The 16,059-nt window shown below is 52.8% G+C and carries 11 protein-coding genes and 1 pseudogene; 6 read left to right on the top strand and 6 right to left on the bottom strand.

The window, feature by feature from the left end:
• The first annotated feature begins 6 nt into the window (after positions 1 to 6).
• The 6 genes and pseudogenes from HNEAP_RS07185 to HNEAP_RS07210 all read left to right on the top strand — a co-directional run bounded on the left by HNEAP_RS07185 (position 7) and on the right by HNEAP_RS07210 (position 8,625).
• A complete protein-coding gene (locus tag HNEAP_RS07185) occupies positions 7 to 390 on the top strand; it encodes a DUF1987 domain-containing protein (protein ID WP_012824301.1) in 384 nt (127 codons plus the stop codon).
• Between the two features lie 2 nt (positions 391 to 392).
• Complete coding sequence (locus HNEAP_RS07190; protein WP_049772492.1) at positions 393 to 1,130, top strand: GGDEF domain-containing protein; 738 nt, start codon at positions 393 to 395, stop codon at positions 1,128 to 1,130.
• A 346-nt stretch (positions 1,131 to 1,476) separates the two neighbouring features.
• Positions 1,477 to 2,469: a phospholipase A gene (locus tag HNEAP_RS07195; RefSeq protein ID WP_012824304.1), complete on the top strand. Its 993-nt coding sequence runs from the start codon at positions 1,477 to 1,479 to the stop codon at positions 2,467 to 2,469.
• Positions 2,470 to 2,833: 364 nt separating this feature from the next.
• Positions 2,834 to 4,378 (top strand): efflux transporter outer membrane subunit, encoded by a 1,545-nt coding sequence (locus HNEAP_RS07200; protein ID WP_012824305.1) that lies wholly within the window; start codon positions 2,834 to 2,836, stop codon positions 4,376 to 4,378.
• Entirely contained in the window at positions 4,375 to 5,517 is a 1,143-nt protein-coding gene (locus HNEAP_RS07205) for an efflux RND transporter periplasmic adaptor subunit (RefSeq protein WP_012824306.1), read from the top strand. The genes HNEAP_RS07200 and HNEAP_RS07205 overlap by 4 nt, the downstream gene beginning before the upstream one ends.
• Positions 5,514 to 8,625, top strand: a pseudogene (locus tag HNEAP_RS07210) (efflux RND transporter permease subunit). The gene HNEAP_RS07205 and the pseudogene HNEAP_RS07210 overlap by 4 nt, the downstream one beginning before the upstream one ends.
• Positions 8,626 to 8,962: 337 nt before the next feature.
• Here the strand turns inward: HNEAP_RS07210 and HNEAP_RS07215 are convergent.
• The 6 genes from HNEAP_RS07215 to bamA form a co-directional block, all read right to left on the bottom strand.
• The gene (locus HNEAP_RS07215; RefSeq protein ID WP_012824307.1) at positions 8,963 to 10,348 is read right to left on the bottom strand and encodes a class II fumarate hydratase; all 1,386 of its coding nucleotides are present in this window, start codon (positions 10,346 to 10,348) and stop codon (positions 8,963 to 8,965) included.
• 22 nt (positions 10,349 to 10,370) lie between these two features.
• Positions 10,371 to 11,138: an acyl-ACP--UDP-N-acetylglucosamine O-acyltransferase gene (gene lpxA, locus HNEAP_RS07220; RefSeq protein ID WP_012824308.1), complete on the bottom strand. Its 768-nt coding sequence runs from the start codon at positions 11,136 to 11,138 to the stop codon at positions 10,371 to 10,373.
• Positions 11,135 to 11,572, bottom strand: a complete 438-nt coding sequence (gene fabZ / locus HNEAP_RS07225) for a 3-hydroxyacyl-ACP dehydratase FabZ (RefSeq protein ID WP_041600396.1) — start codon at positions 11,570 to 11,572, stop codon at positions 11,135 to 11,137. Before fabZ ends, lpxA begins: the two co-directional genes overlap by 4 nt.
• Before the next feature lie 20 nt (positions 11,573 to 11,592).
• A complete protein-coding gene (gene lpxD / locus HNEAP_RS07230) occupies positions 11,593 to 12,660 on the bottom strand; it encodes a UDP-3-O-(3-hydroxymyristoyl)glucosamine N-acyltransferase (RefSeq protein WP_012824310.1) in 1,068 nt (355 codons plus the stop codon).
• Positions 12,661 to 12,698: 38 nt separating this feature from the next.
• Positions 12,699 to 13,217: an OmpH/Skp family outer membrane protein gene (locus HNEAP_RS07235; protein ID WP_012824311.1), complete on the bottom strand. Its 519-nt coding sequence runs from the start codon at positions 13,215 to 13,217 to the stop codon at positions 12,699 to 12,701.
• Between the two features lie 98 nt (positions 13,218 to 13,315).
• Entirely contained in the window at positions 13,316 to 15,718 is a 2,403-nt protein-coding gene (gene bamA, locus HNEAP_RS07240; protein WP_012824312.1) for an outer membrane protein assembly factor BamA, read from the bottom strand.
• Positions 15,719 to 16,059 lie beyond the last annotated feature (341 nt).

The following is a 16,059-nucleotide window of genomic DNA, read 5'->3' on the forward strand; positions in this document are numbered from 1 at the left end:
CGAACAATGGAAAAATTTTATCTCGCGGCGACCAACAACACCCCGGAGGTGGATTTTGATTTTCCGCAACGAAGGCTATCACTCAAGGGTGAGTCGTATCCAGAAAGCGCCGCTGCCTTTTACGGCGACATTCTGACGAAAACGAACGCGTTCCTAGATACGCTGGACCAAGAAAAGATCGACGTCAGTATTCAGCTTTTATACTTCAACAGTTCCAGCACAAAAATGTTGTTCAGCTTTTTCGAGATGCTGTACCAGGCAGCGGAGGCCGGCAATGCGGTGAGGCTGGATTGGTACCACGACGTGGACGATGAAACTATTCTGGAGTTCGGACTGGAACTGGCCGAGGACTTCCCTGCCATTGAATTCCACGCCCACGCCGTTGAATGATAATGACCACTCAAGACGCATACGCTCCGGACTTGTTTGAACGCGAAATAACGGTCCTGAACAAGGCGAAACAGGCTAAAGTTAATTTTTCGTCGCACGCCGATCACTCGGCATTATCGGAATTGATTGACGAATATGAACGCGTGATCCGCGAAATGCGTCGGGTCATCGCCCATTCGGACAGAACCGAGCGTGAACTCAATAATGCGAACCAGCGTTTGCGCGAACTGACCGAGGCGTTGACATTCCAGAACCGTCACGATGGCTTAACAAGGTTGTTGAACCGCACGACGCTTATCAATGAGGCGGAACAACTTCTCAAAACGACCAAATCCGCTCTGATCATGATCGATATCGATCACTTCAAGCAGATCAATGATCGCTACGGCCATCCCACGGGCGATAGAGTGCTCGTCGGATTGGCGGATACGCTGCGCTCGATAATACAGCCACCCGCGCTATGCGGACGTCTCGGCGGAGAAGAATTCGCCATCGTCTTACCCACGAATCAACTCGAAGAAGTCATCAGTCTGGCCGAGAAAATCAGCGAGGAGATCAGAAATCTGCGTTGCGAAAGCGAACTCGGCCTGCGCATGACAGCCTCGCTCAGCATTACCTTGGCGAGACCCGGCGTGAACTTCGACACACTCTATCTTTGCGGCGACGATGCCCTGTACAGGGCCAAGCACGATGGTCGAAACCGGATCGAAGTCGTCCCCCATCCGCTCAACCCCACGTGATGATCCCGCATAATTCAAGACTCAAAGAAAGAGCTCTTCCCTGCTAAGCTAGTGTACTGTTTCGCTCTTGGAGGTACTTTCAGAGCCCTCCGATTGCGTCAGGACAAGGCGCCGTGCGCAGGCAATAGCCATACCCTTGGCAAGCACGGCAACGCCGTCATGGCGCATTCGGAGGTCTCCCTTCGGGCGAGCCGCTGGCCGATCATCTGCGGTGTTGCGCCCGCTTGCAAGGGGGCGGCCCTTGCTGCGCGAGCGCGCCTTGCATCTAATCGGCCAGCGGCTCGCTCAATGTGCCTCCAAGAACGAAATAGTACACTAGTGTTGGTACAAAAAATGGAATACCGTCATGAAACGCGCTTACTGGATTCTCACTTCGGCAGTATTCCTATCACCATCGGCACACGCATCAGACTGGCAGGAATGCGCCTCCATCACGGGAGACTCGGCCCGATTGGCCTGCTATGACAAATTAGCAAAGGTAGAACCAACACATGCAGTGCCTACGGATCATGTGCAAAATCCAGTAGCGCCGGACGATACGTCATCCGCGCCAGTGCCTCAGGCCAAGGCACTGAACAAGCGCATTGATCAGGAAAAGCAAGCCAATTCAAACGCTTTCCTGATGCGCGCCTACAAACCAAACTACTTTCTGCCGGTGACGTACACAACCAACCGTCTGGATAACCCCGTCTACGATTTCAAACCCCAGCAGATCGAGTCCAAATTCCAGCTTTCCTTCCAGTTCAATTGGTGGGATCACCCTTTTGGTACCGACTCACGGTTTTATTTTGCCTATACGCAGCTTTCATTGTGGCAAACCTACAACACCGAATCCGCCCCGTTCCGAGAAACCAACTACGAGCCAGAGGCGGGGCTGGATGTCACCATCAATCAGGATTTAATGGGATTAAATTTCCGCAAGGTGCGGGCCAGTTTCATCCATCAATCGAATGGTCAGGGCGGTTTGCGTTCCAGGAGTTGGAATCGCTTGGCGTTGCAAACGGCATTTGGTCGGGGAAATTTCGCCGGAGCCTTGCGCGGCTGGTACCGGATTCCCGAATCACGGGCCACAGATGACAATCCCGACATCACCGATTACCTGGGATACGGCGATTTATTACTGGCCTACAAATTCCCTACCGGCACGCTTTCTGCCACCTTGAGAAACAATCTCAAATCGAACAATCGCGGCTCAATCGAAATTGATTACAGCTTTCCGCTCAACAAGCACATCAAGGGCTATGTTCAGTATTTCAATGGCTACGGTGAGTCTCTGATTGATTACAACCGCTCGATAAACCGCATAGGTATCGGTATCGCATTGACAGACTGGCTGTAAACCCATCAAAGCGGACAAGGCATTAATAACCATAAGTTTCAAAAGGTTATTAAAAGCCCAATGCCTACTGAACATCAAAATAGGTCCAGCCTGGAACTTCTCACGATGACCAAGTAAAAAACTATAAAAAAAAACGTTAATGTGCTAACTTTATTCGGGTTCGCTGGCTTTTAATTAGCCCCCTACCAACCCCGCGCATCAAGAAGAGTACGGCGGTACTCGTCGATAGGACGAGATAAACCGGCTCTAACCTGCTAAATGTAACGCGGCGTAGCAACTGTTTACCTTCCGCGCCAGCAGCCATGTTCGCTCTGGGCGGTAGTGATAATGAGAATTCGATATTTTTCTGGGAGCTTGCAACTTCATGCATGATTTAGCCTGCTGGCGTGATCGGTTTTCCGCCCCAATGCTGAAATTGGGCACGCTGCTATCACTGACAATGCTCGCCGGCTGTTCAGCCGTTGGGCCTGATTTTGTTGCACCTGCCGCACCGGACATTCCCGGTTACACCGCGCAAGCGATGCCCAAAAGCACCAAGGCAACCACCGGTATCGAACAAGGTGAAGCTCAGTCCCTCAAGCAAGCATCATTTATTCAGGGTGATTGGTGGAAGGCATTTCATTCACCCGCACTGAACAAGCTGATTGAACAGGGCATGGCCGCAAGTCCCACGCTTACCGCTGCCGAGGCCAAACTGGAACAGGCTCGACAAACCTACGCCGCTCAATACGGTTCCACGGAGCTACCGCAGGTTAATGGCAAACTCAGCGGCCAGAAGCAGAAGACCAACAATTCGGGTATCGGTCAGGAAGGAAACGGGCGTGTCTTCGGCCTGTATAACGCGGGTGTGACCGTCAGTTACAATCTTGACTTGTTCGGCGGTAATCGCAGAGCACTCGAAGCTTTGGCTGCCCAAACCGATTACCAGAAATATCAGCTGGATGCCGCACGGCTTACCTTGGCGGGCAATATCGCTGTTCAGGCCATGATGCAGGCGATGTATAACGATCAGATCGCAACGACCAAAAACATCATCAGCAATCAAGAGGAACAGCTGAAGCTGATTCGGTCACGCCTTGAGTTGGGCGCCGCGACCCAAAGCGACGTGCTGACACTTCAAACCCAATTGGACCAGACGCGAGCCACTCTGCCCCCGCTGATACTCAAACGCGACCAAAGCGACCATTTGCTGGCGACATTGGTCGGACAACCGCCAAGCAAGGTCATGCCTGTATTCAGCTTGAGCGATTTCACGCTGCCAGCCGAGCTTCCCGTTGTCGTCCCATCACAATGGGTTGCCTCGCGGCCAGATATTCAGGCCTCAACCGCATTACTGCATCAGGCATCGGCCCAGTACGGTGTCGCCGTTTCCAACCTGTATCCGCAAATCAATTTATCGGCCACTGTGGGCTCTCAAGGCCTTACACCTGCCAGCCTGTTTGATGCCAACTCGATTATCTGGAGTTTGATTGCTGGTCTGACACAGCCAATCTTCAACGCAGGCCTCGAATCTGGAGCCAAGGCAGCCAAGGCCTCACTTTCTGCCGCCGCAGCTAATTATCAGCAAACCGTGTTAAACGGCTTGCGCAATACCGCGGATGCCTTGCGCGCAACTGCCATCGATGCTGACACGCTCAATGCCCAAGCAGCGGCTGAACGCTCAGCTCAGGCATCGCTCGATCTAACACAACAACAGATGAAGCTAGGTGCAATAAATTCGCTACAGCTTCTGACTGCACAACAACAGGTCGCACAGACGCAACTTCTGACACTGGCTGCCCGTTCGCAACGACTCACAGACAGCGTTGCCCTGTACCAAGCCATGGGCGGCGTACCAACAGCAGACCCGAATCAACCTCAAACCTTGTCACAAGTTCAAACAGCTAAGCCGGAGAAAAACACACCATGAAGAAAGGTACCCCCATCCGCATGATCATCATGCTGCTGCTGGTTGCACTGGTGTTTGGCGGCATCTACGGCTTCCAGCAATTCCGTAATGAAATGATATCCAAGGCGATTCGTGGCAAGGGTATACCGCCGCAGGCGGTCTCTACCATCGTGGTCAAAAAGGAAGAATGGCAACCTAAGGTCGATGTGATCGGCTCCTTGCAGGCGGCACAATCCACAGAGCTGGCCACGGAAGTCAGTGGCCTGATTACGCAGATTCATTTCAAATCCGGCCAGACGGTCAAAACGGGCGAGAAACTGCTGGAACTCAATGATGCGCCGCTGAAGGCTCAATTGGCTCAGTTGCAGGCAGCCGTCGTACTCGCACGGCAGAACCTGACACGCGACCAGGCACAATTGAAAATCAATGCGGTGAGTCGTGCCGTGGTCGAGAGCGATCAGGCCAATCTCAAAAGCGCCGAGGCACAGGTTAAGCAGCAAGAGGCGCTGATCGATCAGAAAATTCTCAAGGCGCCATTTGCAGGCAAATTGGGTATTCGCAAAGTCGATTTAGGTGAATATCTCTCGGCCGGCACCGCGGTGGTCAGCCTCCAGAAGCTCGACCCGATGTATGTCGATTTCACCATCCCGCAATCGGAATTGTCTCTGGTCAGAGCCGGCAAAAACATTTCCATCCAAACAAATGCGTTCGCTGGAAAAACCTTCGAGGGGAAAATCACGGCCATCGAACCGCAGGTGGATACGAGCACCCGTAACATTACGGTTCGTGCCGCCATTGCCAATCCCGACGGCAAGCTCTTGCCCGGACTGTTTGTGACGGCGCATGTCGACCAGGGTGAAGCTCAGCAGTATTTGACCCTACCCAGTACCGCAATTGCCTACAACCCTTACGGCAGCACCGTTTTCGTCGTCAAGGATGAGGGCAAGGACGATCAGGGCAAACCCAAACTCACGGTTGAACAACGCGTCGTTACCACTGGCCCGACACGCGGCGATCAGGTGGCGATCCTCGATGGTCTCAAATCGGGCGAAACGGTGGTGACGGCCGGTCAACTCAAGCTCAGAAACGGTGCGCCGGTGTTCATCAACAATAAAATCCAGCCTTCAAATAACCCGCACCCCGAGGTTAAAGACGAATGAGTACGGCGTCATCAAATAAACCCAAGTTCACGGATATTTTCGTTGCCAAACCGGTTTTGGCAACGGTGCTCAGTCTCGTGATCCTGGTGTTGGGTCTTCGATCCTTCGGCATGCTGCCCGTGCTGCAGTATCCCTACACCCAGAATGCGGTGGTGACGGTCACGACGGCTTACCCCGGTGCCGATGCCAATCTGGTGTCCAGTTTCATCACCACCCCGCTTGAAAATGCCATCGCTCAGGCCAATGGCATCGATTACATGACCTCAAGCAGCACGCAGGGTGTCAGCACCATCACAGTCAACCTCAAACTCAATTACGAGCCCGACAAGGCGTTGACCGAAATCAACACCAAGGTCAATTCAGTCCTCAATCAACTGCCGCCGCAGTCCCAGAAACCGACCCTGTCGGGTCAGTATCGGTCAGACCATTGATGCGATGTACATCGGCTTCTACAGTGATGTGCTCAAACCAAACCAGGTCACCGATTACGTCACGCGCGCGGTTCAGCCCAAATTGCAGGCCGTCGACGGTGTGCAGACCGCAGAATTGCTGGGCGCCAAGAACTTCGCCCTGCGCGCCTGGCTCGACCCGAACAAACTCGCTGCCGTGGGGCTGACGGCCGCCGATGTCTACAGCAAACTCGCCGCCAACAACTATCTGTCCTCCAGCGGCCAGACGAAGGGGCAAATGGTTCAGATTAATTTGAACGCATCGACCGCACTCAACTCGCTGGATGGGTTCAAGAACCTGATTCTCAAGGAAGACAAGGGCTCGATCGTTCGGCTGAAAGATGTCGCCAATGTCACCCTGGGTGCGGAAGATTACGATTCGAGCGTGTCGTTCGATGGACGCAAAGCCGTGTACATCGGTATTCAGGTGGCGCCGGGTGCCAACCTGCTTGATGTCATCAAACGGGTCCGTGATGTCATGCCGGGCATCGAAGCCCAACTGCCGACCGGTCTGAAAGCCAACATCGTCTATGACTCGACCAAGTTCGTTCATTCGTCCATCGACGAGGTAATCAAAACACTCAGCGAAGCGGTATTGATTGTCACCCTGGTGGTATTTGTCTTCCTCGGTTCCCTGCGTTCCGTGCTGATTCCCGTCATTGCCATTCCGCTGTCGCTGATCGGTACATTCGCAGTGATGCTGATGCTGGGCTATTCGATCAACCTACTCACCCTACTCGCATTTGTACTGGCCATCGGTCTGGTGGTGGATGATGCCATTATCGTGGTCGAAAATATCAGCCGACATCTTGAGGAAGGCCAGACACCCATCGATGCCGCCAGAATGGCCGCACGGGAGCTCGCCTCGCCGATCATCTCGATGACCATCGTCTTGATCGCGGTTTATTTGCCGATCGGCTTTATGCAGGGTTTGACCGGCGCACTGTTTACCGAATTCGCCTTCACGCTGGTCGGTACCGTCGTGATATCCGCCATTGTGGCCCTGACCCTCTCCCCGATGTTGAGCTCAAAAATCCTGCGTGCCCCGAAGAAAGAAGGCGGCGGCTGGCAGGATCATCTCGTGCTCTGGCTGGACAAACAATTCACCCGCCTGCATCAGTGGTATCAACGGCGGCTCGATGGGGTACTGAACTATCTTCCGGTTGTGCTGGTGTTTATCGTCATCATGCTCGGCGGGATCTATTTTCTGTATTCAACCTCTAGTTCCGAACTGGCGCCTCAGGAAGATCAGGGTGTACTGATCTCACTGGCGTTCAATTCACCGACCGCAACGCTGGATCAACGAGAACTTTACGCGAAACAGGTATTCAAGGATTTTGAAAAATACCCAGAAACCAACCACGTATTTCAACTCAACACACCGACGCAGGTGATCAGCGGCATGGTGCTCAAACCCTGGGATGAACGCACGCAAACAGCCACGCAGTTACAGCCTCAGGTACAAAAGGACCTCGCCCAGATTGCCGGCACCCAGAATGCCGTATTCCAGCCACCGTCGCTTCCCGGTGCCCGCGGTTTCCCGATTCAATTCGTGATCACGACCAGCGATCCGTTCGACAAGTTGTTCCAGGTAGCCAATGACTTTCTGCAGAAAGCCCTCAAGTCTGGCGACTTCATCTTCCTGCAATCCGACCTGCGCATCGATTTACCTCAAGCCACCATCAATATCGACCGGAACATGGCGGCCCAGCTCGGCATCAACATGCAGGATATCGGTTCGGCCCTATCCGCCATGTTGGGCGGGGGTTATGTCAACTACTTCGAGCTCGACAGTCGTTCGTACAAGGTCATACCGCAAGTGGCACAGGCGTACCGTCTGAATCCTGATCAGCTCAAGTCGTATTACCTGAAAACGTCCAGCGGGAAAATGGTGCCTCTATCGACCGTGGCTCACATAACGACCCACGTTCTCCCGGAAACGATCAATCATTTCCAGCAGGAAAATGCCGCAACGATTCAGGGGGTCAACTTCCCGACTGTGCCTCAAGGCGTGGCGCTCGAGAAAATGGCCCAGCTGGCCAAGGAAACCCTACCCAACGGCTACAGCTATGATTACGCGGGCCCCTCACGACAGTTCGTGCAGGAATCTGGCGGCTTGGTGCTCACTTTCTTCTTCGCGATCGTGATCATCTATCTCGTGCTGGCCGCGCAATTTGAAAGTTTCCGCGACCCGCTGATTATTTTAGTCTCCGTGCCCATGTCCATTGCTGGCGCCATGATTTTCATCAATCTCGGCATCGGCAGGGCCACCCTGAATATTTATACCGAAGTGGGTCTGGTCACACTGATTGGCCTGATTTCCAAACACGGTATTCTGATCGTGGAGTTTGCCAACAATCTTCAGAAAACCGGTTTCAGCAAACGCGATGCCATCATCGAGGCGGCCGGGTTGCGACTGCGCCCCATTTTGATGACCACGTTCGCCATGGTCATCGGTGTGGTGCCATTGCTCACCGCTTCAGGTGCGGGTGCGGTCAGCCGGTTTGATCTTGGTCTGGTTATTTCCACGGGCTTGGGTATCGGTACGATTTTCACCCTGTTTGTTGTGCCCAGTGTCTACATGATGATTGGGCACGATCTTAATGCGCATGCAAAAGCTGAACCTGCGGAAGAAAAACAGGCACACGAGGCCATCTAACGTTTCTGGAGACCCGAGCCAGACTTGCCTGTCTTTGGGAATATCCGCACGAAGTAACGCATCGGTAAAACCGATACCTCGTGAGTCACTGCATACAAAAGGGCCGCTGTGTGAATGACAGCGGCCCTTTTTTACTGAAAAAATGATTTGTTAAATTCGCCGTGTTGCGACTATTCGAAGACGCTCAGACGCTCGGAACGTCGATTGAAAATCCATGTATGGAATGTCGAGAAGTCTTCACTTTACTTGACAGCTAATCCTTGCCTAACCCAATAGTTTGGCACAATTCACTCTTTCGACTTGATCTTCGCTAAATCCCCTGAAGCCAGAAAATTACTTAAATTCCGGTCATCAAGACAGGATCCAGTAAGCGCTTGAGTTCTTCTTCGGACAGCTCTGTCATCTCAAGAGCTACACTCAATACGCTTCTGCGTTCGGCATAGGCTCTTTTGGCAATCTTCGCCCCTAATTCATAACCAATCACTGGGTTCAGGGCCGTCACTAGAATGGGGTTCATACCCAAGGCAGCCTCGATCCGCTCATGATTGACGGTAAAACCGGCAATCGCCTTATCCGCCAACAAATGCATGGCATTTGATAACAATTGAATGGATTGCAAAAGATTATTGGCAATCAAAGGCAACATCACGTTGAGCTCGAACAAACCGGATTGGCCAGCAAGGGCGACAGCCATATCTAAACCCTGAACCTGTGCGGCTACCATGGCGACGGCTTCGGGAACAACAGGGTTGACCTTGCCGGGCATAATCGAACTGCCGGGCTGCAAGTCAGGAAGACTGATTTCACTGAAGCCCGCCAACGGTCCCGAATTCATGAGCCGCAGGTCATTAGAAATTTTGGTTAGCACGATGGCCAAACTGCGCAAAGCAGCAGACATCGCAACCGGTTCATCCTGCGCAGCCAGACCCGCAAACGGGCGGAGCATGGAACAATACGCACCACCAGTTTCGTTGTTAAGAGCCGCAATAAAGGCAGCAGAGAAGCCTTCGGGCGCGTTGATGCCCGTGCCGACCGCGGTGCCGCCCTGAGGCAGGGCCTGCATCCGCTCAACAGCCTGAACGATTCCCAAGCGGGCGCCATCAAGGTGATCGACATAGGCCATTAGTGTCTGATCAAAACGAACAGGCATCGCATCCATCAAATGCGTGCGACCGGTTTTGGTTACTCCGGCCAGCGCTTGAGCTTTGTCTTCGATAGACTGCTTCAAGGAGTCGAGCGCGGGCAGCAACTCATGTTCGACCGCCTCGACCGCTGAAACACGAATGGCGGTGGGAATCACATCATTCGAACTTTGGCTCATATTGACGTGGTCATTCGGATGAACACGAAGATCCGAATTTAGAAGCGAATCATTGGCTAGTCGCGCAATGACTTCGTTTGCATTCATGTTGGTACTGGTGCCCGAACCCGTCTGGTAGACATCAATAGGGAAAGCATCGACATAGTGCCCCGCTGCAATTTCGCGGCTGGCCTGCACGATCGGTTCACCCAGTGCTGGGGGTAATACGCCCAAGGTCATATTTGCCTGCGCGCACGCAGTCTTAACCTGAGCCAATGCCCGGATAAATTTAGCGGGCAACGGCATGCCACTAATGGGGAAGTTATCGATAGCTCGCTGGGTCTGTGCACCCCACAACGCATCGGCCGGTATGTCCACTGGCCCGATGCTGTCATGCTCTGTACGAAATTTTTGGGTTGTCATCGAGGAACTTGCTCCACGGGTCTCAGCGGGTGATGCCTCGCTCGCTGCCTTTGATGAAGTCGAGCATTTGTTGCAAGGCGGGTTCAGTTTCAGCGGCTTGTTCAAATTCCGCCCAAACCATCTCATCCCCCTGTTTTTTCACCAATTGACGGAAACACCGGTTCAGCAATGCAATAGTCTCAGCATCAAAATGCCGACGTCTGAGTCCTTCTTTATTCAAGCCGATTGAACGGGCACGAGCCCCGTCCGCCATAACAAAGGGCGGCACATCCTTGGAAAGTTTGCTGAAACCACCGATAAAAGCATGCGCACCAATTCGGCAGAACTGGTGCGCCACGGCGAAACCACCAAAGATAGCGTGATCACCCACGGTGACGTGTCCAGCCAGCGAGGCTGCGTTGGCGAGGATGACATGATCGCCGATCTGGCAGTCATGTGCGATGTGTGCGTATGCCATGATGAGAACATCAGAGCCTATGCGCGTAACGCCGCCGCCGCCCTCGGTACCACGGTGAATCGAAGAAAATTCACGAATCTGGTTCCGATCACCGATTTCAAGGGTTGTATGCTCGCCGTGGAATTTAAGATCCTGCGGAACTTCACCCAATACGGCATGACTGTAGATATGGTTGTCTTTACCGATCCGGCATGGGCCCTTGATCACCGAATGACTGTCAATCTGCGTTCCCGCGGATATCTCGACCTTACCTTCGATGACCACATAGGGCCCGACGACCACACTGGGATCTAGGCTCGCCTCCGGCGAGATTATGGCTGTCGGATGAATCACTCGGACACTTCCTTGGCAACACATTTAATCAGCGCCTTGGCCGCCAGTTCACCATCAACATGGGCTTCACATTGAAAAATACCCATGCCACGAATCAGACGCTTCAGTTCAACGCGGATAATCAACTGATCACCCGGTTCAACAACCCGACGAAACGTGACTTCATCGAGTCCGACAAGCATGTAGAGTGAATTGGGGTTTGGCACGACACCCTGACTACTGAACGCCAGGACACCCGTCGCTTGGGCCATTGCCTCCGTAATCAGGACACCCGGCATGACAGGCCGAACCGGAAAATGCCCCTGAAAAAAAGGTTCATTAAAAGTCACGTTTTTAACAGCCACCAAATATTCATTCGGCGCCCAGTCAAGAACACGATCAATTAACAGAAAGGGAAACCGATGAGGCAATAGATGCATTATCTCTTGAATCATGATTGGTTTTGTTGTTGTGCTCACAGATTTTCCTCATCATTTTTTCGCAATGCGTTCAGACCGGTTTCCAATGCCTGAACACGATGCGCAATTCGCTCGAGCTGTTTGAAACGCGCGGCGTTTTTATGCCAGTTATCGTTGGTGTCCAAGGGGGTACCCGCCGAGTAGACGCCAGGCTGACGAATGGAACGTGTGACCATTGACATGCCGGTTATGTGCACACCATCGACTAATGTCAGATGCCCGGCCAGACCGACACCACCGCCCAAGGTGCAGTATTTGCCCACCACGCTCGAACCTGCAAGCCCAGCGCAACCGGCAATTGCTGAATGCGCCCCAATTTCAACGTTGTGGGCAACTTGGATCAGGTTGTCCAGCTTGGCACCGTTATCGATGCGTGTGTCATCCAGCGCGCCACGGTCAATCGTGGTGTTGGCACCAATATCGACATCATCACCAATCACGACGCGCCCCAACTGCGGCACGCGCCGCCACCGCCCCTGCTCATTAATAAGACCAAATCCATCGGAACCGATCACGGCACCGGGTTGGATAACGCAGCGAGCGCCAATCTCGCAGTGGTTCATCACGGTCACCCGTGCGATTAATTCAGTATCCGAACCAATCGATATATTTTCACCGAGAATGCAACCCGGACCGATTCGAACACCTGACGCAATGCGGCAACCGGCACCAATCACAACATGAGCCCCAACGGTCACATCATCCGCCAGATCTGCGGTCGGGTGAATATGCGCGCACGGATCGATGCACTTCGTCGGTTCGGATCGAGGAAACAACCATTCCAGAACATCGACAAAGGCAGACTGTGGGTTCGGCACCAGAATCAATACCGCCCCCGATGGGAGGGCGTCCTGATGTTTTGACTGACAGAGCACCACACCGGCAGATGTCTTATCGGGTTGAATGCCTCGTCGGTTGCCACTGAAGTAGGACAGGTCAGAAATCGTTGCAGAGGCTAATGAGGCTACGCCACTAACAAGCCGTCCGGCATCTCCGCGGACAGAACCCCCTATGCGTGCTGCCACATCAGCGACACGGACGGCATCGGTAGGAATCGCGGGCACTTTGCTTGGGGCCGTTCAGGGAGAGGAGACAGCTTCTGTTACTTCCCTGCGCTCACGTCTTGCTTGAGTTTGGCGAGTACATCGCTCGTTATATCAACCTGAGGCGCGGCATAAACAACGCCTTCAGCCAGAATAAGGTCATAACCTTTTGTTTTAGCGACATCTTTAATGGCAGCCAGCACAACGCGCTGAAGTTTGCCCAACTCCTCGTTTTTACGCAGATTCAGGTCATCGCGGAAATTGCTCTGCATACGCTGCAGATCACGAAGTTGACGGTTGAGCTCCTGCTCCTGCTTGGAACGGTCGCTATCGCTCATGGTTACTCCGTCGCGGTTTAGCTTGGTTTCCAAAGCTTGTGCCGTTTGCTGCGCATCACGGATTTCCTTCTCACGAGGCGCGAATTCTTTTTCAAGCTTCTTCTTGGCGATATCGGCCTGAGGCGCTTGCTCAAGCAAGGTAGAGGAATTGACAAAGGCAATCTTGATTTCCGCCGACTGCGCAGTCGCAGCGAAAAACAAAGCCAAAACAGAAACTAAAGCCAATGCAATGCGGTTCACGCAAACTCTCCTAAAAAAACAAAGCACAACCGGGGACAGATAGCCTCGGGATTATCTCACAGCCGTTGGCACAAGTGATGTCTTGCGAACGTTCTCAATCAAAAACTTGTACCCACGGTAAACTGGAACACCTGAGTCCGGTCACCAGGCTTGTTATTCAGGGGCTTGGCCACACTGAACACCAATGGACCGACCGGCGAAATCCAGTTAAATCCGATCCCTACAGATTGGCGCAAATCCCTGGCACTGAAATCGTTATAGCTGCCGTACACATTACCCACATCCCAGAACAGTGATAGGCGAACATTGTTTGACTGACTGGTCAAAAATGGCATGGGCGAAATCAGCTCAAGCCCACCAGCTGTCAGGAACGTACCGCCTATCGGATCACCATTCGAGTCCAAAGGACCCAATGAGTAATCCTGATAACCACGGACGGACTGTATGCCGCCTGCATAATAATTCAAGAAAGGCGGCACACCATTGTAATATTGGCTGACACCACCGTAAGTGGACTGCGTCTCGCCATACGCTTTAATCAGATCGACCCGACCATGGGCAGACAGTGTCGCGTCTGTCCAAAGCGGGAAATAAACACGGCCTTTATAGTCACCCTTGTAGTATCTCAACTGACTACCCGGCACGGCCAGTGTGGCGGAAACGGTCTGCAAAATACCTGATGTCGGGAAGATGGCCTTGTTGCGCGTGTCGTACTTCAAGGTGGGAATCAGGCTGAACGTATAGAAACTCTTGCCATCAAACCCGGGACCAGGGCGATCGTAGCCATTTTCACCCAATGGAGTTACCGGATATTCCCCTGTAGGCACGACAGGCACGCCGGTAATCCAGCTTGGTGAATAAGTGGTGGATTTGATTTTCTGGTTCTGCAACTGGAAGGCGATGGACGCATAGGTATTCTCGGATAATGGCACACCGAAATTGATGTTACCCCCGATCGAATCGACCAGATACCGGGAGAGAGACAACTGCGCCGCATTCTGTTTTGAGTAGAACAGACCGAAACCCTGACTCACACCATCGACGGTGAAATAAGGATTGTTGTAATTGAACTGCACGCCTGTCTGGTACGAACTACGCTGCAAATTGATGCCGACCGATTTACCGGAACCCAGGAAATTCGACTGGTTAAGGCCCAAATTGAAAAGCACACCTTCGGATTGCGAATAACCAACCCCCGCAGTGAAGGAACCGGACAACTGCTCGGTAATGTCATAGTCGACATCAACCTGATCAGGCACACCTGAAACCGGTTTCACCTTTTGATCCACCTGCTGAACGGAAGGCAGGCGCTGGATGCGTTCTTTGGAGCGGTCCAACTTATCGGCCGCATACCAACTGCCTTCCATCTGCCGCATTTCACGGCGATAGACCTCTTCGTTCGTGTTGAAGTTGCCGGTAAATTCCACATGCCGAACCGTGACGCGGTCACCGGGTTGTATGTTGAAATCAATGGCTACCGTTTTATTGTCTTCATCGATCTGGGGCATCGGCTGAACGCGAGCCAGCGCATAACCATCGTTACCCAACCGCTTGGCGATGGCATCCGAAGTATCGATCACATCCTTGCGGTTGAAGTATTCACCTGTTTTGACCTTGTCAAGCGCATCCAGTGTGGCCTTGTCCAGCAATAGATTGCCGGAAAAAGTGACACCGCTGACCTTGTAACGCTGCCCTTCGGTGATGTTGATCACAATAGCCATGTGCTTACGGTCAGGTGTGATGGTGACCTGTGAGGAATCCACCGCAAACTTCAGATAACCGCGATCAAGATAGAAAGACCGCAGACTTTCGAGATCTTTCGACATTTTCTCTTTTGAATATTGATCTGCGCTCGACCAGAAAGCCCACCAGGAAACCGGATGCATCGCGAGTTGAGACAACAGCTCAGATTCGGAGAAATCATGATTTCCGATAATACGAACCTGCTGGATGCTGGCCGGTTTACCCTCGTAGATATCGATGGAAACGAAAACGCGATTATCGTCCAGTTTCTGCACATGAGTCTGAATCTGAACACCGTACTGCCCGAGGCTGTAGTACACGCGTTGCAATTCGGTCTTCATTTTGTCCAGTGCCTGCGGGTCGAGGACGTGCCCCTGGCTCAAGCCGATGTCTTTCAGTGCCTTTTGAAGCTTTTCGGTTTCAACTTTCTTGTTGCCTTTGACCTCGATGGCAGAGATGGTCGGTCTTTCCTGTACCTGAATCATCAACACATTGCCGACACGGCCAACATTGACATCACTGAAGAACCCGGTTTTGTATAGCGCGTCGATGACCCGTGTACTGTCGTTTGCAGTGAAATCATCACCCACGTGGTAGGGAATATACGTAAATGCCGTGCTCGGCGTGACGGTGCGCAGACCTTCTACCTTGATATCCGAAATCACGAATGCATGGGCCAGCGTTGGGATGAGCAGCAAAGCTGCTGCGACAGGCTTCAGGATGAACCGAGCCAATGAAAACTTAATTTGTGAAGTCATGCTTGAAGAGAGATCCCAGATATTCGGATAAAAAAGTGTTTAAAGTAAATTCCGCGGCCCTTTTGAGCCACTGATCGATTCCGGCCCGCCATCACATCAGGGCACTTCGAAAAACCTACTGTGCTGTCCGATTGCTGCGCGTCCTGTTCTCGCACCCTTCCGCCATCCATGGCGGAAGCCCTGCCGGGTGAGGCGCTTGAATTCGCGTGCTCGTTTACGAGCAGCTGGCGTAAGCCCGCGCCTCGCCTATCTACTTGATATGTCTCGTTGCTCACTGCGCGGCTCCTTGCACTCGAACATGCTCGTGACGGTTTTTCGAGGTGCCCATCAGACTATCAAAC

The organism is Halothiobacillus neapolitanus c2, assembly GCF_000024765.1.
In the GTDB taxonomy this organism is placed as follows: Bacteria; Pseudomonadota; Gammaproteobacteria; order Halothiobacillales; family Halothiobacillaceae; genus Halothiobacillus; species Halothiobacillus neapolitanus.